Annotated in this window: 20 protein-coding genes; 6 read left to right on the forward strand and 14 right to left on the reverse strand. The window is 64.1% G+C overall.

From position 1 onward, the window contains the following. Positions 1 to 13 precede the first annotated feature (13 nt). On the forward strand, positions 14 to 982 hold the full coding sequence (locus BLS75_RS02655; protein WP_072450199.1) for a sensor domain-containing diguanylate cyclase: 969 nt from the start codon (positions 14 to 16) through the stop codon (positions 980 to 982). 263 nt (positions 983 to 1245) lie between these two features. Here the strand turns inward: BLS75_RS02655 and BLS75_RS02660 are convergent, their stop codons facing one another. The 9 genes from BLS75_RS02660 to gloB form a co-directional block, all read right to left on the reverse strand. Then, entirely contained in the window at positions 1246 to 1920 is a 675-nt protein-coding gene (locus BLS75_RS02660) for a hypothetical protein (RefSeq protein WP_239690633.1), read from the reverse strand. 70 nt (positions 1921 to 1990) lie between these two features. Next, complete coding sequence (gene fabI / locus BLS75_RS02665) at positions 1991 to 2785, reverse strand: enoyl-ACP reductase FabI (protein ID WP_015635823.1); 795 nt, start codon at positions 2783 to 2785, stop codon at positions 1991 to 1993. A gap of 22 nt (positions 2786 to 2807) precedes the next feature. Continuing rightward, the gene (locus BLS75_RS02670; protein ID WP_011061587.1) at positions 2808 to 4418 is read right to left on the reverse strand and encodes an ABC transporter ATP-binding protein; all 1611 of its coding nucleotides are present in this window, start codon (positions 4416 to 4418) and stop codon (positions 2808 to 2810) included. Between the two features lies 1 nt (position 4419). Continuing rightward, entirely contained in the window at positions 4420 to 5439 is a 1020-nt protein-coding gene (locus BLS75_RS02675; RefSeq protein WP_011061586.1) for an ABC transporter permease, read from the reverse strand. A 1-nt stretch (position 5440) separates the two neighbouring features. Then, positions 5441 to 6514, reverse strand: a complete 1074-nt coding sequence (locus tag BLS75_RS02680; RefSeq protein WP_011061585.1) for a microcin C ABC transporter permease YejB — start codon at positions 6512 to 6514, stop codon at positions 5441 to 5443. 2 nt (positions 6515 to 6516) lie between these two features. Continuing rightward, the gene (locus tag BLS75_RS02685) at positions 6517 to 8370 is read right to left on the reverse strand and encodes an extracellular solute-binding protein (protein ID WP_011061584.1); all 1854 of its coding nucleotides are present in this window, start codon (positions 8368 to 8370) and stop codon (positions 6517 to 6519) included. After that, a complete protein-coding gene (locus tag BLS75_RS02690; protein ID WP_011061583.1) occupies positions 8367 to 10196 on the reverse strand; it encodes an extracellular solute-binding protein in 1830 nt (609 codons plus the stop codon). Before BLS75_RS02690 ends, BLS75_RS02685 begins: the two co-directional genes overlap by 4 nt. A 171-nt stretch (positions 10197 to 10367) precedes the next feature. Next, the gene (locus tag BLS75_RS02695) at positions 10368 to 11795 is read right to left on the reverse strand and encodes a transglycosylase SLT domain-containing protein (protein ID WP_011061582.1); all 1428 of its coding nucleotides are present in this window, start codon (positions 11793 to 11795) and stop codon (positions 10368 to 10370) included. Between the two features lie 99 nt (positions 11796 to 11894). Further along, complete coding sequence (gene gloB, locus BLS75_RS02700; RefSeq protein ID WP_072450200.1) at positions 11895 to 12662, reverse strand: hydroxyacylglutathione hydrolase; 768 nt, start codon at positions 12660 to 12662, stop codon at positions 11895 to 11897. Between the two features lie 65 nt (positions 12663 to 12727). On the opposite strand from gloB, the gene BLS75_RS02705 reads away from it, so the two are divergent. Beyond that, entirely contained in the window at positions 12728 to 13486 is a 759-nt protein-coding gene (locus BLS75_RS02705) for a methyltransferase domain-containing protein (protein WP_011061580.1), read from the forward strand. Positions 13487 to 13595: 109 nt separating this feature from the next. Then, a complete protein-coding gene (gene rnhA / locus BLS75_RS02710) occupies positions 13596 to 14048 on the forward strand; it encodes a ribonuclease HI (protein ID WP_019092917.1) in 453 nt (150 codons plus the stop codon). A 16-nt stretch (positions 14049 to 14064) separates the two neighbouring features. Here the strand turns inward: rnhA and BLS75_RS32545 are convergent, their stop codons facing one another. From BLS75_RS32545 to BLS75_RS02720, 3 genes are all read right to left on the reverse strand, one after another. Continuing rightward, positions 14065 to 14562 carry a PI-PLC domain-containing protein gene (locus BLS75_RS32545; RefSeq protein WP_239690634.1) on the reverse strand — a complete coding sequence of 166 codons (498 nt, stop codon included), beginning with the start codon at positions 14560 to 14562 and terminating at the stop codon, positions 14065 to 14067. A gap of 21 nt (positions 14563 to 14583) precedes the next feature. Beyond that, positions 14584 to 15015 (reverse strand): glycerophosphodiester phosphodiesterase family protein, encoded by a 432-nt coding sequence (locus BLS75_RS32550; protein ID WP_239690635.1) that lies wholly within the window; start codon positions 15013 to 15015, stop codon positions 14584 to 14586. Between the two features lie 146 nt (positions 15016 to 15161). Next, on the reverse strand, positions 15162 to 15485 hold the full coding sequence (locus tag BLS75_RS02720; RefSeq protein WP_072450201.1) for a DUF2388 domain-containing protein: 324 nt from the start codon (positions 15483 to 15485) through the stop codon (positions 15162 to 15164). Positions 15486 to 15681: 196 nt separating this feature from the next. Between BLS75_RS02720 and dnaQ the strand changes: the two genes are divergently transcribed. From dnaQ to BLS75_RS02735, 3 genes are all read left to right on the forward strand, one after another. Beyond that, entirely contained in the window at positions 15682 to 16431 is a 750-nt protein-coding gene (dnaQ, locus tag BLS75_RS02725) for a DNA polymerase III subunit epsilon (protein ID WP_015635815.1), read from the forward strand. A gap of 303 nt (positions 16432 to 16734) precedes the next feature. Beyond that, positions 16735 to 18990, forward strand: coding sequence for an Orn/Lys/Arg family decarboxylase (locus tag BLS75_RS02730; RefSeq protein WP_072450202.1), 2256 nt, complete (start codon positions 16735 to 16737; stop codon positions 18988 to 18990). A 14-nt stretch (positions 18991 to 19004) separates the two neighbouring features. Continuing rightward, complete coding sequence (locus BLS75_RS02735; RefSeq protein WP_072450203.1) at positions 19005 to 19592, forward strand: GNAT family N-acetyltransferase; 588 nt, start codon at positions 19005 to 19007, stop codon at positions 19590 to 19592. Here BLS75_RS02735 and BLS75_RS02740 read toward each other — a convergent pair. Continuing rightward, positions 19589 to 20482, reverse strand: coding sequence for a LysR family transcriptional regulator (locus BLS75_RS02740; protein ID WP_072450204.1), 894 nt, complete (start codon positions 20480 to 20482; stop codon positions 19589 to 19591). The two genes, BLS75_RS02735 and BLS75_RS02740, sit on opposite strands and share 4 nt — an antisense overlap. A 93-nt stretch (positions 20483 to 20575) precedes the next feature. Then, positions 20576 to 20812, reverse strand: a complete 237-nt coding sequence (locus BLS75_RS02745; RefSeq protein WP_011061572.1) for a hypothetical protein — start codon at positions 20810 to 20812, stop codon at positions 20576 to 20578. Positions 20813 to 20968: the final 156 nt, after the last annotated feature.

Consider the following 20968-nt stretch of genomic DNA (forward strand, 5'->3'; position numbering starts at 1 on the left):
AATGGAGTCAGCGATGTTGTATCCCAGCAAACCCAACAATGAGGCCTTGAGAATCCAGACCCTGCGGGAGCTGAATGTGCTCGATACCTCACCTGAGGAGCGTTTCGACCGCCTGACCCGGCTGGCCAAGCGTCTGTTCAACGTGCCCATTGCCCTGGTCAGCCTGGTGGATGCCGACCGGCAATGGTTCAAGTCCTGCGTGGGGCTCGACGTCAGCGAAACCTCGCGGGATATTTCCTTCTGTGGCCACGCGATCCTCGGTGACCAGATCCTCACCGTGCCCGACGCCGGCCTGGACGAACGCTTCCACGACAACCCGCTGGTGGTGGGCGCGCCGGGCATCCGCTTCTATGCCGGTTGCCCGCTGACGGTCACCAATGGGAGCAAGCTCGGCACTCTGTGCCTGATCGACATCAAGCCCCGCGACCTGGACGACGAGGATCGGGCACTGCTACGGGACCTGGCGCGCATGGCCGAGCAGGAACTGGCGGCGGTGCAGATGGCCAGCATGGACGAGCTGACCCTGCTGTCCAATCGCCGCGGCTTCGAGGCCCTGGCCCGGCATGCCCTGGGGGTGTGCAAGCGCCTGGAAAAACCGGCGACCCTGCTGTTCTTCGACCTCAACGACTTCAAGCAGATCAATGACACCTACGGCCATGCCGAAGGCGACGGTGCCCTGAAGACCTTCGCCGACGTGCTGCGCATCGCCTTTCGCGAGAGCGACGTGATCGGCCGCCTGGGGGGCGATGAGTTCGTGGCCCTGCTGACCGCTGCCGACCATGTCGAGACTTCGGCGATCATGGCGCGCCTGCGGGAGATTCTCGACGAGCGCAATGCCACCTTGAAGCGGGGTTATGACATCCGCTTCAGCGTCGGCCAGATCGAATACGACACCGAACGCCATCCCGACATCGAGGCGTTGCTGGCGGACGCCGACAAGGCCATGTACCTGCACAAGCAGGCGGGCAAGCGGGCTCGCTGAGGGTTGCTGCCGCCAAGCCCTGCCCGGTGACGCGGGGCAGGGAAGGGCGTCAGTGGCAGGGCGCTATTGGCCGTGCTCCATCAGCGGTGGGCTATAGCTTTCCTCGATGTCGACCCCGGCCGCCCTGGCTCGGCTTTCAACTTCTGAGCGACGTTGCAGCCGTTCTTTCAAATGCGCAGGGAACAGGGTTCTCCATTGGGCTCTTTGTGCCTCTGCAAAGTCGCGGGTCCAGAACATGTCCAGGGACATCAGGTTCAGGCTTATCAAGTAGACAGCGCTTTGCAGGGGGCGCTTTTCGAGTCGTAGCGCAGGGCTCGGACATGCGCAATGTAGTTGCCGTGATAGAGATACCAGTCATAGAACATGTTGTTGCCCAGCCACTGCTCAAGGCTCATCTCATGGTTGGCATCGAACAGCGGGTGGCTGAGTGGCTGGGTACCCAGGAGGCTTTCCTTCCAGTCCAGCTTGTGCAACTCGCCAGCGGCTATTCGGGGGTCGGAAGGGAAGTAGTATTTTTGCCATCCAGCGTTCTTCAACGTCCTGAGAAGGTTATAGACAAGCGCCTTGTTGGCCTTGTGAGTGCTGTTGTCCGGCAGCCCACGAAGGTCGATGTTCAATTCCTGGATGGTGTTTGAGGTATTGCCATCAACGGCAATCAGCAGCCCGGCCACCTGATCCAGTTCAAGCGTGCCCTCGGGCTGGGCCAGGCTCAGGTCAAGGAGTGCTCCCTGACGATCCGCCTCATACCAACATAGGTTGACCGCATCCAGGCAGTCGGCGGTAAAGCTCACCGGGCTCTTTTCCAGGAACTCGGCAACCGGTGTTCCCAAGGGGATGTGCAGGCGTGCAACGCTGCTCCGGGTTTTATTCGAGGCGGTATCTTGGGTGTTGTCGCAGCCGGCTAGAAAAAGTACGAGCAACAGATAGCACAGCTTCATGTTTGGCCTTTCCAATGAGCAGGAAGGGGCAGGGTGGCGAGGGCGCAAGCCCCCTCGCCACCGCCGCAGATCACTCGTCGAGGTTGCCCATGGCGGTGGTGTTGAAACCGCCGTCCACGTACATGATCTCGCCGCTGATGCCCGAGGCCAGGTCCGAGCAGAGGAAGGCGCCGGCGTTGCCGACTTCTTCGATGGTGACGTTGCGCCGCAGCGGGGTTTGCGCCTCGTTGGCCGCCAGCATCTTGCGGAAGTTCTTGATCCCCGAGGCGGCCAGGGTGCGGATCGGGCCGGCGGAAACGGCGTTGACCCGGGTGCCCTCCGGGCCCAGGGAGCCGGCCAGGTAGCGCACGCCGGCTTCCAGGGAGGCCTTGGCCATGCCCATCACGTTGTAGTTGGGCATGGTGCGTTCGGCGCCCAGGTAGGACAGGGTCAGCAGGCTGCCGTTGCGGCCCTTCATCATTTCCCGACCGGCCTTGGCCAGGGCCACGAAGCTGTAGGCGCTGATGTCGTGGGCAATGCGAAAGCCCTCGCGGGTGGTGGCATCGGTGAAGTCGCCTTCGAGCTGGTCCCCAGGTGCGAAGCCCACGGAGTGGACGATGCAGTCCAGGCCGTCCCATTTTTTACCCAGCGCGGTGAAGACCTGGGCGATCTGCTCGTCACTGGCCACATCGCAAGGGAAGCACAGCTCGGCGCTGGAGCCCCAGCCTGCGGCGAACTCCTCGACCCGGCCCTTGAGTTTTTCGTTCTGATAAGTGAAGGCCAGCTCGGCGCCTTCACGATGCATGGCGGCAGCGATGCCGGAGGCGATCGACAGCTTGCTGGCGACACCGACGATCAGGACACGCTTCCCAGCGAGAAAACCCATATGTTGCTACTCCTGTTTCAGGTTATTCGGCGCTTGCCGGAGCCAGGAAGGCGGCTTCCAGCAATTGCCGTGTGTAAGGGTGTTGCGGGGCGTCGAAGATGCCCCCGGCGTCCCCCTGTTCCACCACCTGGCCGTGCTTGATCACCATCAACTGGTGGCTCAGGGCCTTGACCACCGCCAGGTCGTGGCTGATGAACAAGTAGGTCAGGTTGTACTTGCTTTGCAGTGTGCGCAGCAGTTCCACCACCTGGCGCTGCACCGTGCGGTCCAGGGCCGAAGTCGGTTCGTCCAGCAGGATCAGCCGCGGCTTGAGCACCAGGGCCCGGGCAATGGCGATGCGCTGGCGTTGCCCGCCGGAGAACTCATGGGGGTAGCGGTGCCGCGTGTCCGGGTCCAGGCCGACCTCCTTGAGGGCTTCGATGATGGCCTGTTCCTGCTCCTGCTCACTGCCTATCTTGTGGATGCGCAGGCCCTCGCCGACGATCTGGCTCACGCTCATGCGCGGGCTGAGGCTGCCGAAAGGGTCCTGGAACACCACCTGCATTTCCCGCCGCAGCGGCCGAACCTGTTGCTGGGTCAGGCTGTCCAGTTGCTGGCCCTCGAAGCGAATGCCGCCCTGGCTGGCAATCAGGCGCAGGATCGCCAGGCCCAGGGTCGACTTGCCCGAGCCGCTTTCACCAACGATGCCCAGGGTCTGGCCCTGGGGCAGGCTGAAGTGGATGCCGTCCACTGCCTTGACGTGATCCACGGTGCTGCGCAGCAGGCCTTTCTTGATCGGGAACCAGACCTTGAGGTTGTTAACCTCCAGCAGTGGCGGGCCAATCTCGTTGGCCGCCGGCAGGCCGCTGGGTTCTGCGGCCAGCAGTTCCCGGGTGTAGGGATGCTGCGGCGCGCGGAACAGATCTTCGCAGGATGCCTGTTCGACGATGCAGCCCTTCTGCATGACACAGACCCGGTGGGCAATGCGCCGCACCAGGTTCAGGTCGTGGCTGATCAGCAGCAGCGCCATGCCCAGGCGCGCCTGCAGTTCCTTGAGCAGCTCGAGGATCTTCAGCTGCACGGTGACATCCAGGGCTGTGGTGGGCTCGTCGGCGATCAGCAGTTCCGGCTCATTGGCCAGGGCCATGGCGATCATTACCCGTTGCCGCTGGCCGCCAGACAGCTCGTGGGGCAGGGCCTTGAGACGCTTGTGCGGTTCGGGGATGCCCACCAGCTCCAGCAGTTCCAGGGTGCGCCGGGTGGCGACCTTGCCGGTCAGGCCCTTGTGGATGCCCAGCACTTCGTTGATCTGCTTCTCGATGCTGTGCAGCGGGTTCAGCGAGGTCATGGGCTCCTGGAAGATCATCGCGATGCGGTTGCCGCGGATATGGCGGATGGTCTTCTCTTTGAGGGTCAGCAGGTCGTGCCCGGCATACTGGATGGTGCCGCTGGGGTGGTGCGCCAGAGGGTAGGGCAGCAGCCGCAGGATGGAGTGGGCGGTGACCGATTTGCCCGAGCCGCTTTCGCCCACCAGGGCCAGGGTCTCGCCGCGCTTGATGTCGAAGCTGACGCCTTGCACCACCCGCTGGCGGTGCTCGCCGGTGACGAACTCCACCGCCAGGTCGCGGACTTCGATCAGGTTGTCCTGGGTCATGTCATTTCCTCGGGTCGAAGGCATCGCGGGCGGATTCGCCGATGAACACCAGCAGGCTGAGCATGATCGCCAGCACGGCGAAGGCGCTCATGCCCAGCCAGGGCGCCTGCAGGTTGGACTTGCCCTGGGCCACCAGCTCGCCGAGGGATGGCGCCCCCGGCGGCAGGCCGAAACCGAGGAAGTCCAGGGCGGTGAGGGTGCCGATGGCGCCGGTGAGGATAAAGGGCATGAAGGTCATGGTGGAGACCATGGCGTTGGGCAGGATGTGGCGGAACATGATGGCGCCGTTCTGCATGCCCAGGGCCCGGGCGGCCCGCACGTACTCCAGGTTGCGCCCGCGCAGGAACTCGGCCCGCACCACGTCCACCAGGCTCATCCAGGAGAACAGCAGCATGATCCCCAGCAGCCACCAGAAGTTGGGTTGCACGAAGCTGGCGAGGATGATCAGCAGGTAGAGCACCGGCAGGCCGGACCAGATCTCCAGGAAGCGCTGGCCCACCAGGTCCACCCAGCCGCCGTAGAAGCCCTGCAGGGCGCCGGCGATGACGCCGATGATGGAGCTGAGAATGGTCAGGGTCAGGGCGAACAGCACCGACACCCGGAACCCGTAGATGACCCGGGCCAGCACGTCGCGGCCCTGGTCGTCGGTGCCCAGCAGGTTGTCCGCCGAGGGCGGCGCCGGGGCCGGTACCCGCAGGTCGTAGTTGATGCTCTGGTAGCTGAAGGGGATCGGTGCCCAGAGTACCCAGGCATCCTTCTGCGCCAGCAGTTCGCGGATGTAGGGGCTCTTGTAGTTGGCTTCCAGGGGGAATTCGCCGCCGAAGGTGGTTTCCGGGTAGCGCTTGAGGGCCGGGAAGTACCAGCCGCCTTCGTAGTGCACCACCAGCGGCTTGTCGTTGGCGATCAGCTCGGCGCCCAGGCTGAGGACGAACAGCACCAGGAACAGCCACAGCGACCACCAGCCGCGCTTGTTGGCCTTGAAGCGCTCGAAGCGCCGGCGATTGAGGGGGGACAGGTTCATCTCAATGCTCCCGGCTGTCGAAGTCGATGCGAGGGTCGACCAGGGTGTAGGTCAGGTCGCCGATCAGTTTCACCACCAGCCCCAGCAGGGTGAAGATGAACAGGGTGCCGAACACCACCGGGTAGTCGCGGTTGATCGCTGCCTCGAAGCTCATCAGGCCCAGGCCGTCGAGGGAGAAGATCACTTCCACCAGCAGGGAGCCGGTGAAGAAGATGCCGATGAAGGCCGAGGGGAAGCCGGCGATCACCAGCAGCATGGCGTTGCGGAATACATGGCCGTAGAGCACCCGGCGCTGGGTCAGGCCCTTGGCCTTGGCGGTGACCACGTACTGCTTGTTGATCTCGTCGAGGAAGCTGTTCTTGGTCAGCAGGGTCATGGTGGCGAAGTGGCCGATCACCAGGGCGGTGACCGGCAGCGCCAGGTGCCAGAAGTAGTCGAGGATCTTGCCGCCCCAGCTCAATTGGTCGAAGTCGTTGGAGGTCAGGCCGCGCAGGGGGAACCAGTTGAAATAGCTGCCGCCTGCGAATACCACGATCAGCAGGATGGCGAACAGGAAGGCCGGGATCGCGTAGCCGACGATGATCGCCGAGCTGGTCCAGACATCGAAGTGGCTGCCGTGGCGGGTGGCCTTGGCGATCCCCAGGGGGATCGACACCAGGTACATGATCAGGGTGCTCCACAACCCGAGGGAGATGGACACCGGCATCTTTTCCTTGATCAGGTCCACCACCTTGGCGTCACGGAAGAAGCTGTTGCCGAAATCCAGGGTGGCGTAGTTCTTGATCATGATCCACAAGCGTTCCGGCGCCGACTTGTCGAAGCCGTACATGTGCTCGATTTCCTTGATCAGCGCCGGGTCCAGGCCCTGGGCGCCGCGGTAGCTGGAACCGGCCACCGAGACTTCGGCGCCGCCGCCGGCGATGCGGCTGGTGGCGCCGTCGAAGCCTTCGAGCTTGGCGATCATCTGCTCCACCGGGCCGCCGGGTGCGGCCTGGATGATCACGAAGTTGATCAGCAGGATGCCCAGCAGCGTGGGGATGATCAGCAGCAGGCGGCGAAAGATATAGGCCAGCATGGTCAGTACACCGCTTCGGCCGGGGCCGCCTGGTTGTCCGGGGTCGGTTCAACGGCCGGCTTGGCGCCGGGCTTGATCCACCAGGTGTTGACGCCGATGTCGTACTTGGGCGCGACCTTGGGGTGGCCGATATGGTCCCAGTAGGCCACGCGCCAGGTCTTGATGTGCCAGTTGGGAATCACGTAGTAGCCCCATTGCAGGACCCGGTCCAGGGCCTTGGCGTGGGCCACCAGGCTGGCGCGGGAATCGGCGTTGATCAGGTTTTCCACCAGGCTGTCGATGGCCGGGTCCTTGAGGCCGATGTAGTTGCGGCTGCCGGGCTTGTCGGCGCTGGAGGACATCCAGAACTCGCGTTGCTCGTTACCCGGGGAGTTGGACTGGGGGAAGCTGCCGACGATCATGTCGAAGTCTCGCGAGCGCACCCGGGTGATGTACTGGGACACGTCGACCCGGCGGATCACCAGGTCGATGCCCAGGTCGGCCAGGTTGCGCTTGAACGGCAGCAGCACGCGCTCGAACTCGGTCTGGGCCAGCAGGAACTCGATCACCACCGGCTTGCCCTGGGCGTCGACCATCTTGTCGTCGACGATGCGCCAGCCGGCTTCCTGCAACAGCTGGTAGGCCTGGCGCTGCTGGGCGCGGATCATCCCGCTGCCGTCGCACACCGAAGGGGAGAAGGCCTGGTCGAACACCTGCGGGGGGATCTTGCCCCGCAGCGGTTCGAGGATGGCCAGTTCCTCGGGCCCCGGCAGGCCGGTGGCGGCCATTTCCGAGTTCTCGAAGTAGCTGCGGGTGCGGGTGTAGGCACCGTTGAACAGCTGCTTGTTGCTCCACTCGAAGTCCAGCAGCAGGCTCAGCGCGTGACGCACTCGCACGTCCTGGAACATCGGCCGGCGGGTGTTGAAGACAAAACCCTGCATGCCGGTGGGGTTGCCGTTGGCGATCTGCTCCTTGATCAGGCGGCCCTGGGCCACGGCCGGAATGTTGTAGGCGTTGGCCCAGTTCTTCGCGCTCATTTCCAGCCAGTAGTCGAACTGGCCGGCCTTGAGCGCTTCCAGGGCCACAGTGTTGTCGCGGTAGTAGTCGCTGGTGATCACGTCGAAATTGTAGAAGCCGCGGTTGACCGGCAGGTCCTTGGCCCAATAGTCCTTGACCCGCTCGTAGCGGATCGAGCGCCCGGCCTTGACCTCGGTGACCTTGTAAGGGCCGCTGCCCAAGGGAATCTCCAGGTTGCTCTTGGCAAAGTCGCGGCTTTGCCACCAGTGCTTGGGCAGGATCGTCAGCTGGCCGAGGATCAGCGGCAGCTCGCGGTTGTTGGTGTGCTTGAACTTGAACAGCACCCGCTGCGGGTCTTCGGCGATCACCTGGTCGACATCGGCGTAGTAGCCGCGGTACAGCGGCGAGCCGGCGCTCATCAGGGTCTGGAAGCTGAACACCACGTCTTCGGCGTGGATCGGCTGGCCGTCGTTGAAGCGCGCCTCGGGGCGCAGATAGAAGCGCACCCAGCTGTTGTCCGGGGCTTTCTCGATCTTGCTGGCCACCAGGCCGTACTCGGTGAACGGCTCATCCAGGCTCTGGGCCATCAGGGTGTCGTAGACCAGGCCGATGTTCAGCTCCGGCACGCCCTTGCTGATGAACGGGTTGAGGCTGTCGAAGCTGCCGAAGCCGGCCATGCGGAAGGTGCCGCCCTTGGGCGCGTCGGGATTGACGAAGTCGAAGTGCTGGAAGTTCGCCGGGTATTTCGGCGCTTCGTTGTACAGGGTCACGGCGTGTTGCGGCGCAGCCTGGGCATAGCAGGCGATGGCGCTGAACAACAGGCCGCTGGTGCGCAGGAGCAGGGCACGCAGGGGCATCATTGGGCGTTCTCCATGGACTTCAGCCACCAGGCGCCGAGGCCCAGGGTATAGGGCGGCGTGGTGACGAAGGCGAACCGGTTACGGTAGGCCAGGCGGTGATAGTTGAGGTACCAGTTGGGAATCATGTAGTGCTGCCACAGCAGCACCCGGTCCAGGGCCCGGCCCGCGGCCAGTTGGTCGTCGCGGGTCTGGGCGGCCAGCAGCTGTTCCAGCAGGTGATCGACCACCGGGTTGTTGATGCCTGCGTAGTTCTTGCTGCCCTTGACCGAGACCTGGCTGGAGTGGAAGTACTGCCATTGCTCAAGGCCCGGGCTCAGGGTCTGGTTGAGGGTCATGAGGATCATGTCGTAGTCGAACTGGTCCAGGCGCTGCTTGTATTGCGCCCGGTCCACGGTGCGCAGGCGGGCGTCGATGCCGATGCTCGCGAGGTTCTCCACGTAGGGCTGGAGAATCCGTTCCAGGTTGGGGTTGACCAGCATCAGTTCGAAGCGCAGCGGCTGCCCGGCACTGTTCTGCAGGCGCTGGCCATTGAGCTTCCAGCCCGCCTCGCCGAGCAGCCCCAGGGCCTTGCGCAGGGTGTCCCGCGGGATGCCGCGGCCGTCGGTGCGCGGCAGGCTGAAGGCCTGGCTGAACAGGCTGGCGGGCAATTGCTCGCGGTAGGGCGAGAGCAGCAGCCATTCATGGCCCTGCGGTACCCCGGTGGCGGAGAACTCGCTGTTGGGGTAGTAGCTCAGGGCGCGCTGGTAGGCGCCGCTGAACAGGGTGCGGTTGGTCCACTCGAAGTCGAACATCATGCCCAGCGCCTCGCGCACCCGCACGTCGGCGAAAGTGGCGCGGCGGGTGTTCATGAACAGGCCCTGGGTCTGGGTCGGGATCTGGTGCGCCACCTGGGCCTTGATCACCTCACCGCGGTTGACCGCCGGGAAGTTGTAGCCGTTGGCCCAGTTCTTGGCCTGGTGCTCGATATAGATGTCGAACTCGCCGGCCTTGAAGGCTTCGAAGGCCACGTCGCTGTCGCGGTAGAACTCCACTTCGACCCGGTCGAAGTTGTTGAAGCCGCGGTTGACTGGCAGGTCCTTGCCCCAGTAGTCCTTGACCCGTTCGAACACCAACTGGCGCCCGGGCTGTACCTGGGTGATGCGGTACGGGCCGCTGCCCAGGGGCGGGGTGAAGGTGGTGGCCTTGAAGTCGCGATCCTTCCAGTAATGCTGGGGCAGCACCGGCAGTTCGCCCAGGCGCAGGATCAGCAAGGGGTTGCCGGCACGCTTGAACACGAAGCGGATGCGCTGCGGGCCGAGGATATCCACCCGCTGCACTTCTTGCAGGTTGGTGCGGTATTGCGGGTGGCCTTCCTTGAGCAACAGGCGATAGGAGAACGCCACATCGTAGGCGGTGATCGGCTTGCCATCGTGAAAGCGTGCTTCGGGGCGCAGGTTGAACACCACCCAACTGCGGTCCTCGGCGTATTCCACCGAGCGGGCGATCAGGCCGTAGCTGGAAGTCGGCTCATCACCGGAAGGCGCATACAGGCCGGTGCCCACCATCAAGGGTTCGTTGAGCTCGTTGACCCCGTATTGCAGGAAATTCGGCGTGGCGACCGGGCTGGTGCCCTTGAAGGTGTAGGGGTTGAGGGTGTCGAAGGTGCCAAAGGCCATGACCCGCAAGGTGCCGCCTTTGGGCGCAGCGGGGTTGACCCAATCGAAATGGGTGAACTTTGCCGGGTATTTGAGCGTGCCAAACTGCGCGTAACCGTGACTTTCGGTGATCGTCGCGCTTGCGGGAAAGCTCAAGGCCAGGCTGATGAAGAGCAGGAGCAGGGGACGCATCGAGACAGAGATCCGATCCAGGCGGCTTGGGCTTTGTGCTCCGTACAGTAACAGCTTGTATCAGCAGGAAAAAGCTCGCTGGCGCGCGCTTCGTGCAATTGAAATTTCCTGTAGGAGCCGGCTTGCCGGCGAAGGCTGTTCGCCGGCAAGCCGGCTCCTACAGGGGAGATTTCAGTGCGGCAGGTACACCGTCAGCATCTGGCCGGGCTTGAGGGCCTGGGCCGCGCGGGGGTTCCAGCGCTTGAGGTGCTGCATCTCGACATTGAAGCGCTTGGCCACCATGTACAGCGAGTCGCCCTGCTTGACCTTGTACTGAGTCGACTTCTTCTTGTTGCTGGCCAGGCTGGTTTTCTTGCTGGCCACCTTGCGGGTGTCCTGCATCACCAGCGTCTGGCCGACCTTGAGGTTCTTGCCGCTGAGCTTGTTCCAGCGCTGCAGGTCCTGGACGTCGACCTTGTTGGCCTTGGCAATGAGGGTCAGGTTGTCGCCATTCTTGACCCGGTAGATGCGCTTGGCCCGCAGCGAATCACGCCCTTCGTCGCGGTCGAAGACCGGTTTGAGGGAGCGCTTGCTGATCAGTTCTTCGGGTTTCATGGTGGACAGGCTGGTGGTCAGCAACTGTGCCTTGGAAGTCGGCACCAGCAGGTGCTGGGGGCCGTCGATGGTGGTGCGCTGCTTGAACGCCGGGTTGAGCTGGAACAGCTCGTCCTCGTCGATGTTGGCCACCGCCGCGACCTTGGACAGGTCCATGCGCTGGTTGATCTCCACCACCTGGAAGTAGGGTTCGTTGGCGATCGGGTTGAGGTTCACGCCGTAGGCCTGCGGGGCCAGCACCACCTGGGACAGGGCCAGCAGCTTGGGCACATAGGCCTGGGTCTCGGCCGGCAGCGGCAGGTTCCAGTAGTCGGTGGGCAGGCCGAGCTTTTCATTGCGCTCGATGGCCCGGCTCACCGTGCCTTCACCGGCGTTGTAGGCGGCCAGTGCCAGCAGCCAGTCGCCGTTGAACATGTCGTGCAGGCGGCTCAGGTAGTCCATGGCCGCGGTGGTGGACGCGGTGATGTCGCGGCGGCCATCGTAGAAGCGGGTCTGGCGCAGGTTGAAGTAGCGCCCGGTGGCCGGGACGAACTGCCACAGCCCCACCGCATCGGCCCGGGAATAGGCCAGGGGGTTGTAGGCGCTTTCGATGACCGGCAGCAGGGCCAGTTCCAGCGGCATGTTGCGCTCTTCGAGACGCTCGACGATGTAGTGGATATAAAGGCTGCCGCGCTCGCCGGCATTTTCCAGGAAGGAAGGGTTGCTGGCGAACCACAGGCGCTGCTGTTCAATACGCGGGTTGACGCCCAGGCCTTCTTGCAATTGGAACCCCTGGCGCATGCGTTCCCAGACGTCCTGGGGTACTTGCGGGCTGGGCTGGTTGCTCAGCCAGATGGGTTTCTGCTTGATGCGGGCGTTGAAATTCTGTGTGTGTGTCGCGTCGCTCTGCGGGGCATGGCCGGTGCTTTGGCAGCCCGCAAGAGTCGCTGACACAGCTACCGCGATGGCCTGGGCCAAGCGCGTCAATGCGTCTGAACTGATGGAATAACGAATAGATGACGACATTGGCTGGAAGTAAGTTCCGGGCAAAAATGTCGGGCGATTCTAGAAAGCACCCGGGGTGCGGTCAACCATTCAGAATTTTTGTACCAATCGATAGCCTGCTTAGAACTTATCTTTCCAAGCCCTCAGGGCCGCAAAGACCGCACTCTGCGACTGGTTATCCTGGCCATTCCGTTCGTCCGCTTTTTGTTTAACGGATGTTTCACCGGTACGCAGGAACGGGTTGGTCAATTTCTCCAGGGCCAGGGTCGAGGGCAGGGTCATGCGCCCTTGCTCACGCATCTGCGTGACCTTCGCCAGGCGTTCGGCGATGTCCGGGTTGGCCGGTTCCACCGCCTGGGCGAAGCGCAGGTTGCTCAGGGTGTATTCGTGGGTGCAGTAGATCAGGGTGTCGTCCGGCAGCGCGGCGAGGCGGCCGAGGGAGTGGTGCATCTGCTCCGGGGTGCCCTCGAACAGTCGGCCACAACCGGCCGCGAACAGGGTATCGCCACAGAACAGCAGGCCATGGTGGTAGAAGGCGATATGCCCCAGGGTGTGGCCGGGCACGGCGAACACCTCGAACTCCCAGCCGAGGATGCTGACCCGCTGGTTGTCTTCGAGGCCGATGTCGCGGGCCGGGATCTTTTCCCGGGCCGGGCCATAGACCGTGGCCGCGCTGTGCTGCTTGAGGCGTTCGACGCCGCCGACGTGATCGTGGTGATGGTGGGTGATCAGTATGTCGCTGAGCACCCAGCCCGGGTGCTGTTCCAGCCAGGCCAGTACCGGCGCTGCATCCCCCGGATCGACGACTGCGCAGCGCTGGCTGCGATGATCTTGTAACAACCAGATGTAGTTATCGGTGAAGGCGGGCAGGGCACTGATCTGTATCATCTTCGGATTCGCCAAGCGGAAAACAATGGCGCATCTTAGAGCTTCTTGGCGCGTTGGAGAATGCAATGACCGATAAAGCCTTCGCTCAGGCAGATCCCGACTGGCTGGCCCTGATCAGTGCGGCACGGGAGTGGCTGTCCGGCCCCCTGGGGCAATTTCTGCTGGATGAAGAGCGGCGCATGCTCGAAGAGGAACTGGGGCGTTTCTTCGGCGGCTACCTGGTGCACTACGGGCCCTCGGCGCAAACTCCGCCGGCGGCGCCCCAGGTGCAACGCAACGTGCGTCTCGGCGCGCCCTTGCCCGGGGTGGAGATCGTTTGCGAGGAGCAGGCCTGGCCCCTGAGCGAGCACGCCGCCGATGTGGTGGTGCTGCAGCACGGCCTGGATTTCTGCCTGTCGCCCCATGGCCTGCTGCGCGAGGCGGCCAGCAGCGTGCGCCCTGGGGGGCATCTGCTGATTGTCGGCATCAACCCCTGGAGCACCTGGGGCCTGCGCCATGTGTTCGCCCATGATGCGTTGCGCCTGGCCCGCTGCATCTCCCCGTCGCGGGTCGGCGACTGGCTCAACCTGCTGGGCTTCGCGCTGGAGAAACGCCGCTTCGGGTGCTATCGTCCGCCGCTTGCTTCAACGGCATGGCAGGCGCGGCTGGCCGGCTGGGAGCGCAGGGCCGGGCACTGGCAACTGTCCGGCGGCGGCTTCTACCTGTTGGTGGCGCGCAAGATCGCCGTGGGCCTGCGCCCGGTGCGCCAGGTGCGGCGCGAGCCGATGGGCAAGCTGGTACCGTTGCCCATGGCCAAGGTCAACCGCCGCAACGCCGAGCCTTGATGAACTGTTGAAACCCTCTTTTTATACACTCCCGGCCGGCGTAGCCCGGCCCTGGGCCCGGTCGATCGCGGTCGGCGGGCCAATGGCAATTTTCTGATGGAAGGCGTGGATGAGCGATAGCGTAGAAATCTTTACCGACGGTGCCTGCAAGGGCAATCCCGGCCCCGGTGGCTGGGGCGCGCTGCTGGTGTGCAAGGGCGTCGAAAAGGAGCTCTGGGGCGGCGAAGCCAACACCACCAATAACCGCATGGAGCTGATGGCGGCGATCCGCGGCCTGGAAGAGCTCAAGCGCCAGTGCGATGTGCAACTGGTCACCGACTCGCAGTATGTGATGAAGGGCATCAACGAGTGGATGGCCAACTGGAAGAAGCGCGGCTGGAAGACCGCCGCCAAGGAGCCGGTGAAGAATGCCGACCTGTGGCAGCAGCTCGACGAACAGGTCAACCGCCACAACGTCACCTGGAAATGGGTGCGCGGCCACACCGGCCATCACGGCAACGAGCGGGCCGACCAGTTGGCCAACCGCGGTGTCGACGAGGTCCGCGGCTACAAGCAGTCCTGATGCCCTGAGCGGCCAATCAGCGACAAGGCAGCGGCCGTTCGAGCCGCTGCTTCATTTCCCCCATCGCACGGGGCGAATCCACCAGCACCGCATCCATCTTCAGGCAAGCGGCCGCCTGATAGTCCTCGGCTGTATTGATGCTGATCGCCAGCATCCGCACCTTGCCCCGTGACTGAAAGCAATCCACCGCAGCGGGTGTCCACAGCCGGGCATCGACCTGGGAGCGCGCCTCGCCCAGGGTAAAGGTCTCGACCAGTTGCACCGGGCGCCGGTACTCGAAAGCCACCCAACTGCCGGGTGCAGGTGGTGCGTTGCAGTGGTGGGCGAGGGCGACGCTGGCCAGCCGGTCCCGGGTACTGTCCCTGGATTCGAACAGCCGGGCCTGGGGATAGGGCGCGAAAGCCTGCTGGTAGCCGGCATCGGTGGAGTAGATCAGCACCCGGTTCCAGGCGTGCAGCTGTTCCAGCAAGCGGGCGACGGCCTGGGCTTGGGGGGCAGCCGGCAGGGCCTTCATGTCGAGAATCACCGGCACCGACTAGGGGATCGCCATCAGCGCCTGACGCAACGACGGCAGGCTCACCGGCTGGGCGCGATAGGGAAAGGTCACCTGGCCGTCGGCTGCTGTCTGCTTGAAATTCCACCCGGCATTGAGTGCCTGCAACTGCGCCAGGGTGTGCTGGTTGACTGCGCCTGTGGCCTGGGTATTGGCGCTCAGGTCGGCCGGTCGGTACAGCACCGGTACGCCATCGCGGCTTAGCTGCACCGTCAGCCAGAGCATGTCGACGTTATTGCGCAGGGCGTTGTCGATGGCCAGCAGGGTGTTCTCGGGAAAGTCCGCGGCGCCGCCGCGATGGGCAACGATCAGCGGCCGTTGTTGGCTGCCGCTGTCGGTGTGCGCAAGGGAAGAGCAGCCACTGATGCAGGCCAAGGCCAGCAGCAGTGGGAGCATCTGTCGAGTCTTGAGCATGGGAGGGCGGTTCCTGTGGAGTGAGTGCAACGCCGGGTATCAGCACCCGCGCGCCTGGGTGAGGCCGCACGGTAACGCAATAGCCTTGTTCGCATAAAGAAACGGCTGCGGCGCGCGATGAATTAGCTGCGGATGCGCCTAGGGGCTCAGAGCGCAAGCATGGCGCTGGCCAGTTGCAGGTCGCTAATGGGCGGGGCGCCGAGCACCTGGCGAATGTGCATCAGGGCGGCTTCCAACCGGGCGCCACGGATCTCGCCGGCGCTGGCCACGAAGGCCGCGGCATCGCTCTGGGCGGCGAGCACAAGTTTGTCGTCCTTGAATGAGCTGCTGGCTTTGGAGCTGCCCTCGGTTGAGCTCAGGGTCAGGCTCATGCTGATGTCGGTGCTGATCACCAGGGCGCTGGCCTGGACGAGGTCGGCGAACAGGCAGGCGCAGAGCACGCAGGCCAGTCGGGTTTTGCTGGGGGTCATGGCAGGGCTGGGTCCGGCGGAAAATATCGTCGGGCACCCTAGCGCTTTGCGTTGCAGCGAACTGCAGCAGCTTTGCTAAGGATTGTTAAAAACTGCACAGGCTGCGGGCTGATGAATCCGCCATGGGTGTCCTGCCGCCAGAGCGTGCTAAAATCCCGCGCTTTGAAACACTTCCACCGTTGAGAACTGACCCCTGATGGCCAACAGATCTGTTGTACTCGATACCGAAACCACCGGCATGCCGGTGACCGACGGCCACCGGATCATTGAAATCGGTTGCGTCGAGTTGATCGGTCGGCGCCTGACCGGCCGGCACTTCCACGTTTACCTGCAACCGGATCGCGAGAGCGATGAGGGCGCCATCGGCGTCCACGGCATCACCAACGAATTCCTGGTGGGCAAGCCGCGTTTCGCCGAAGTCGCCGACGAGTTCTTCGACTTCATCCAGGGCGCGCAGTTGATCATCCACAACGCGGCGTTCGACGTTGGCTTCATCAACAACGAATTCGCCTTGATGGGCCAGCACGAACGGGCCGACATCACCCAGCACTGCACCATCCTCGACACCCTGATGATGGCCCGCGAGCGGCACCCGGGGCAGCGCAACAGCCTCGACGCCCTGTGCAAACGCTACGGCGTCGACAACTCCGGCCGTGAACTGCACGGCGCCTTGCTCGACTCGGAGATCCTGGCCGACGTCTACCTGACCATGACCGGTGGCCAGACCAGCCTGTCCCTGGCCGGCAATGCCTCGGACGGCAACGGCTCTGGCGAGGGGGCCGGCCAGGCTTCGGAAATCCGCCGCTTGCCGGCCGATCGCCCGCGCGGGCGGATCATCCAGGCCAGCGAGGCCGAACTGGCCGAGCACCAGGTGCGCCTGGAAATCATCGCCAAGTCCGCCGGTGCCCCCGCGCTCTGGACCCAGTTGCTCGAAACCCAGCAGTAAGCCTTTGCGGTGGCCGCTGCCGCAGGCGGCGAACGGCGCCGTAGCAGGCGCCGCGATATTGAGGAACGAAGGGCCTTGCCTGGAGGGAGATCGCCAGGCAAGGCCCTTCGGTCCTTATCGCAGCTTCGCAGGCTCAGCAGCGGCTACAGGCGTGGTTGGGGCGTGGCTGGGAATGGACCGGCAATTGTTCCAGAGCGACGTTTTGTTACACCCAGCCCATGCCTGGGGTGACACGAAGCGTGCGCAGCTTCTACCCTGAGTTGATTGGCGGGGCCTGCCCGCCGTTTCAGGACACTGAGCCCCATGTATAAAGACCTGCAGTTTCCGATCCTGATCGTGCATCGCGACATCAAGGCCGATACGGTCGCGGGGGACCGGGTCAGGGGGATCGCCCGGGAACTGGAAAAGGACGGGTTCAGCATCTTTTCCGCGGTGGACTATGCCGAAGGGCGGCTGGTGGCTTCGACCCATCACGGCCTGGCCTGCATGTTGATCGCCGCCGAAGGGGCCGGGGAAAACAAGCACCTGTTGCAGAACATGGTGGAACTGATCCGCCTGGCGCGGGTACGTGCGCCGCTGCTGCCGATCTTTGCCCTGGGCGAGCAGGTGACCCTGGAAAACGCCCCCGCCGACGCCATGAGCGAACTCAACCAGCTGCGGGGCATTCTCTACCTGTTCGAGGACACGGTGCCGTTCCTGGCCCGGCAAGTGGCCCGGGCCGCGCGGGGCTACCTGGATGGCTTGCTGCCACCGTTCTTCAAGGCCCTGGTACAGCACACCGCCGACTCCAACTATTCCTGGCACACCCCGGGGCACGGCGGTGGCGTGGCCTATCGCAAGAGCCCGGTGGGGCAGGCGTTTCACCAGTTCTTTGGCGAGAACACCTTGCGTTCGGACCTGTCGGTGTCGGTCCCGGAGCTGGGGTCGCTGCTGGATCACACCGGCCCGCTGGCGGAAGCCGAGGCCCGTGCCGCGCGCAACTTTGGCGCCGATCACACCTTTTTCGTGATCAATGGCACCTCCACCGCCAACAAGATCGTCTGGCATTCCATGGTCGGTCGCGATGACCTGGTGCTGGTGGACCGCAACTGCCACAAGTCGGTGCTGCACTCGATCATCATGACCGGGGCCATTCCCCTGTACCTGTGCCCGGAGCGCAACGAACTGGGGATCATCGGGCCGATTCCCCTGAGCGAGTTCAGCGCCGAGTCGATCCAGGCCAAGATCGATGCCAGCCCGCTGACCCGCGGCCGGCCGCCCAGGGTCAAGCTGGCGGTGGTCACCAACTCCACCTATGACGGCCTGTGCTACAACGCCGAGCTGATCAAGCAGAGCCTGGGCAACAGTGTCGAGGTGCTGCACTTCGACGAAGCCTGGTACGCCTATGCGGCCTTTCATGAGTTCTTTGCCGGGCGCTACGGCATGGGCACGTCCCGCAGCGCCGACAGCCCGCTGGTGTTCACCACCCACTCTACCCACAAGCTGCTGGCGGCCTTCAGCCAGGCCTCGATGATTCACGTGCAGGATGGCGGCGCCCGGCAACTGGACCGCGACCGCTTCAACGAAGCCTTCATGATGCATATCTCCACCTCGCCGCAGTACAGCATCATCGCCTCGCTGGACGTGGCTTCGGCGATGATGGAAGGGCCGGCAGGGCGCTCGCTGCTGCAGGAAATGTTCGACGAGGCCCTGAGCTTTCGCCGGGCCCTGGCCAACCTGCGGCAGAACATCGCCGCCGATGACTGGTGGTTCTCGGTGTGGCAACCGGAGCGGGTCGAGGGCATCGACCAGGTGCGCACCGGGGACTGGCTGCTGGAACCTGAGGGCGAGTGGCACGGTTTTGCCGGGGTCACCGATGACTATGTGCTGCTGGACCCGATCAAGGTGACCCTGGTCATGCCCGGCCTGACCGCGGGCGGCGCCCTGAGCGAGCACGGGATCCCGGCGGCGGTGGTCAGCAAGTTTCTCTGGGAGCGCGGGCTGGTGGTGGAAAAGACCGGGCTCTATTCGTTCCTGGTGCTGTTCTCCATGGGCATCACCAAGGGCAAGTGGAGCACGCTGCTCACCGAACTGCTGGAGTTCAAACGCAACTACGACGCCAATGTCAGCCTGGCCAGCTGCCTGCCCAGCGTGGCCGGGCAGGACCCGCAGCGCTACCAGGGCATGGGCCTGCAGGACCTGTGCGACCAGTTGCACGCCTGCTACCGCAGCAACGCCACGGCCAAGCACCTCAAGCGCATGTACACGGTGCTGCCGGAGGTGGCCATGAAGCCTGCCGATGCCTATGACCATCTGGTGCGGGGCGAGGTCGAGGCGGTTTCCATCGATCAGTTGCAGGGGCGTATCGCTGCGGTGATGCTGGTGCCCTATCCGCCGGGCATTCCGCTGATCATGCCGGGCGAGCGTTTCACCGATTCCACCCGATCGATCATCGATTACCTGGCCTTTGCCCGGGCCTTTGACAGCAGCTTCCCGGGGTTTGTCGCCGATGTGCACGGGCTGCAGCATGACGATCTGGGCGACGGGCGCCAGTACACCGTCGATTGCATCAAGGCATGAGGAGCTTCCCGGCCATGCAACCTGTTGTGAATCCCCGTTATCCGGGCCTGGCGGTGCGAGTCGCCGATGAGGGCTTTGCCGCTTATATCTGGGGCAGCGACTTCAGCTTTGAGGTCAGCGCCTATGCCGTGGCCGAACGCGAAGTGCCGGTGGCGAACTGGGCCCTGCGACGGATCGTGCCCTATCGCAAATGCTATGGCATCGACCCGGAGGAGTTCAGCAGCTACCGCAATGCCGCGGACAGCGAGATCTTCATGGCCTATCTGGACGACCAGCCGGTGGGCCATGTGGTGGTCAGCACCAACTGGAACGGTTACGCCCATATCGATGAGCTGGCGGTGCATGCGCCGGCGCGGCGCCACGGGGTAGCCAGGGCGCTGCTGGATGTGGCGCAGTTCTGGAGCCGCAGGAAAAAACTGCCGGGGATGATGCTGGAAACCCAGAACAACAACCTGGGGGCCTGCCGTCTCTACGAGCAATGCGGCTATGTGGTAGGGGGCGTGGACCACCTGCGTTACCGCGGTATCGACCCGCAGACCGCCGAGGTGGCGATCTTCTGGTACCGGCTGTTCGCCAATGAGCTGGAGGGGCCGGCGCTTTAACCTGCCAGCAGGGCCTCGGCCTGTTCCGTGAGCAGCTCCAGCAGGGCAGTGGTCAGCGGCGAGCTGTCGCTGCCGTGGCGCCGCAAGGCGTACAGCGTGACGCTGATGGGGGGCGACAGCGGGCACACATCGAGCCCGGCGCTGCGGGCGCCGACGGCGGTGAAGGGGTCGACGATGGCCAGACCTTCGCCAGCTTCCACCAGGCTGCGCATCATCTGATAGGTCTGCACCCGGGTCTGGATCACCGGGCTGGGGCGCAGGTTCTGCAATTTGCTGGCAAGCATCACGCTCAGCGGGTCCTGGCCCTCCAGGCCGACCATGGCCTGGCCGGCCAGATCCTGCAGGGCGACGTATTTCTGCTTGGGTTGCAGCCAGCCGTGGGGCGCCAGGAGAAACAGCTTGCCCTGGGCCAGGGCCTGGCTGTGGATGTCCGGGTGCTGCGGGTCGTGCAGGCTCAGGCCCAGATCGCAGTCACGCAGCAGCAGGCTGTGGACCATGTCCCGGGTGCTCTGGCCGAGCAGGCTGCAAGGGGTGTCGGCGAAGCGCCGGCGCAGGGCGGCGATGCAATGGGGTAGCAGTTGCTGAACCAGCGGCGGGGTGCCGACGAGGCGCAGCGGTGGCGCCTGGTGGAACCTCAGGCTGTCGGCCAGGCGCTGCACGGGCTCGAAAGCGTCATACACCCGGGTGATGGCTCCCTGCAGCTCCCGGGCTTCACGGGTGGCCTGCAAACGGCCGCGAACACTGGCGAACAGCATGAAGCCCAATTGGCTCTCGGCGTCGCGCAGCAGGGCCTCGACCTCGGCCACCGAAAGTTGCAGCAGTTCGGCGGCAGTGCCCAGGTGAGCGGTTTGCAGGAGCGCCTGAATCACTTCGATATGACGTAAACGCATGCTTGAAATCCATCTCCAGCCGTCGAGGGGTCAAGCAACGAATCCTAACCCAAGTGTGGCGACACAACAGCTGGCGATGATGCTCGCGCAGAATCACTGAGCTACATAGGTCTCGGGTTCGCGCACGATGGTTACATCCGACTGCACCAGCAGGAACTGGTTGTCATCGAGTTTCTTGACCCGGTCGCCGATGGCCAGGCGGTAGGTGGTCACGGGCTCCGATCCGGCCGCGCCGTCCTCCGGGGGCATGGATTCCTGGAATTCGTGCACTGAGTACACCCGCCCCTCGGCATCTCTTGCATGGAATTGTCCGACAAGTACTGCTGCCATTCTTTAGAGCCTCTGGAGATAAAACACGCAAATTCGGTGGTGTAGACCCGGTGTCCCCAGGGGAAGTTTTACCCCGGGGAAAAAATAATCCGCTACCGGTGCCAGCCCCTTTATCACGGGCTCTCTGGCAACAGGCCATGGCTTGGGAATTATCGG

The organism is Pseudomonas sp. NFPP12 (genome assembly GCF_900103205.1).
Taxonomy (GTDB): domain Bacteria; phylum Pseudomonadota; class Gammaproteobacteria; order Pseudomonadales; family Pseudomonadaceae; genus Aquipseudomonas; species Aquipseudomonas protegens.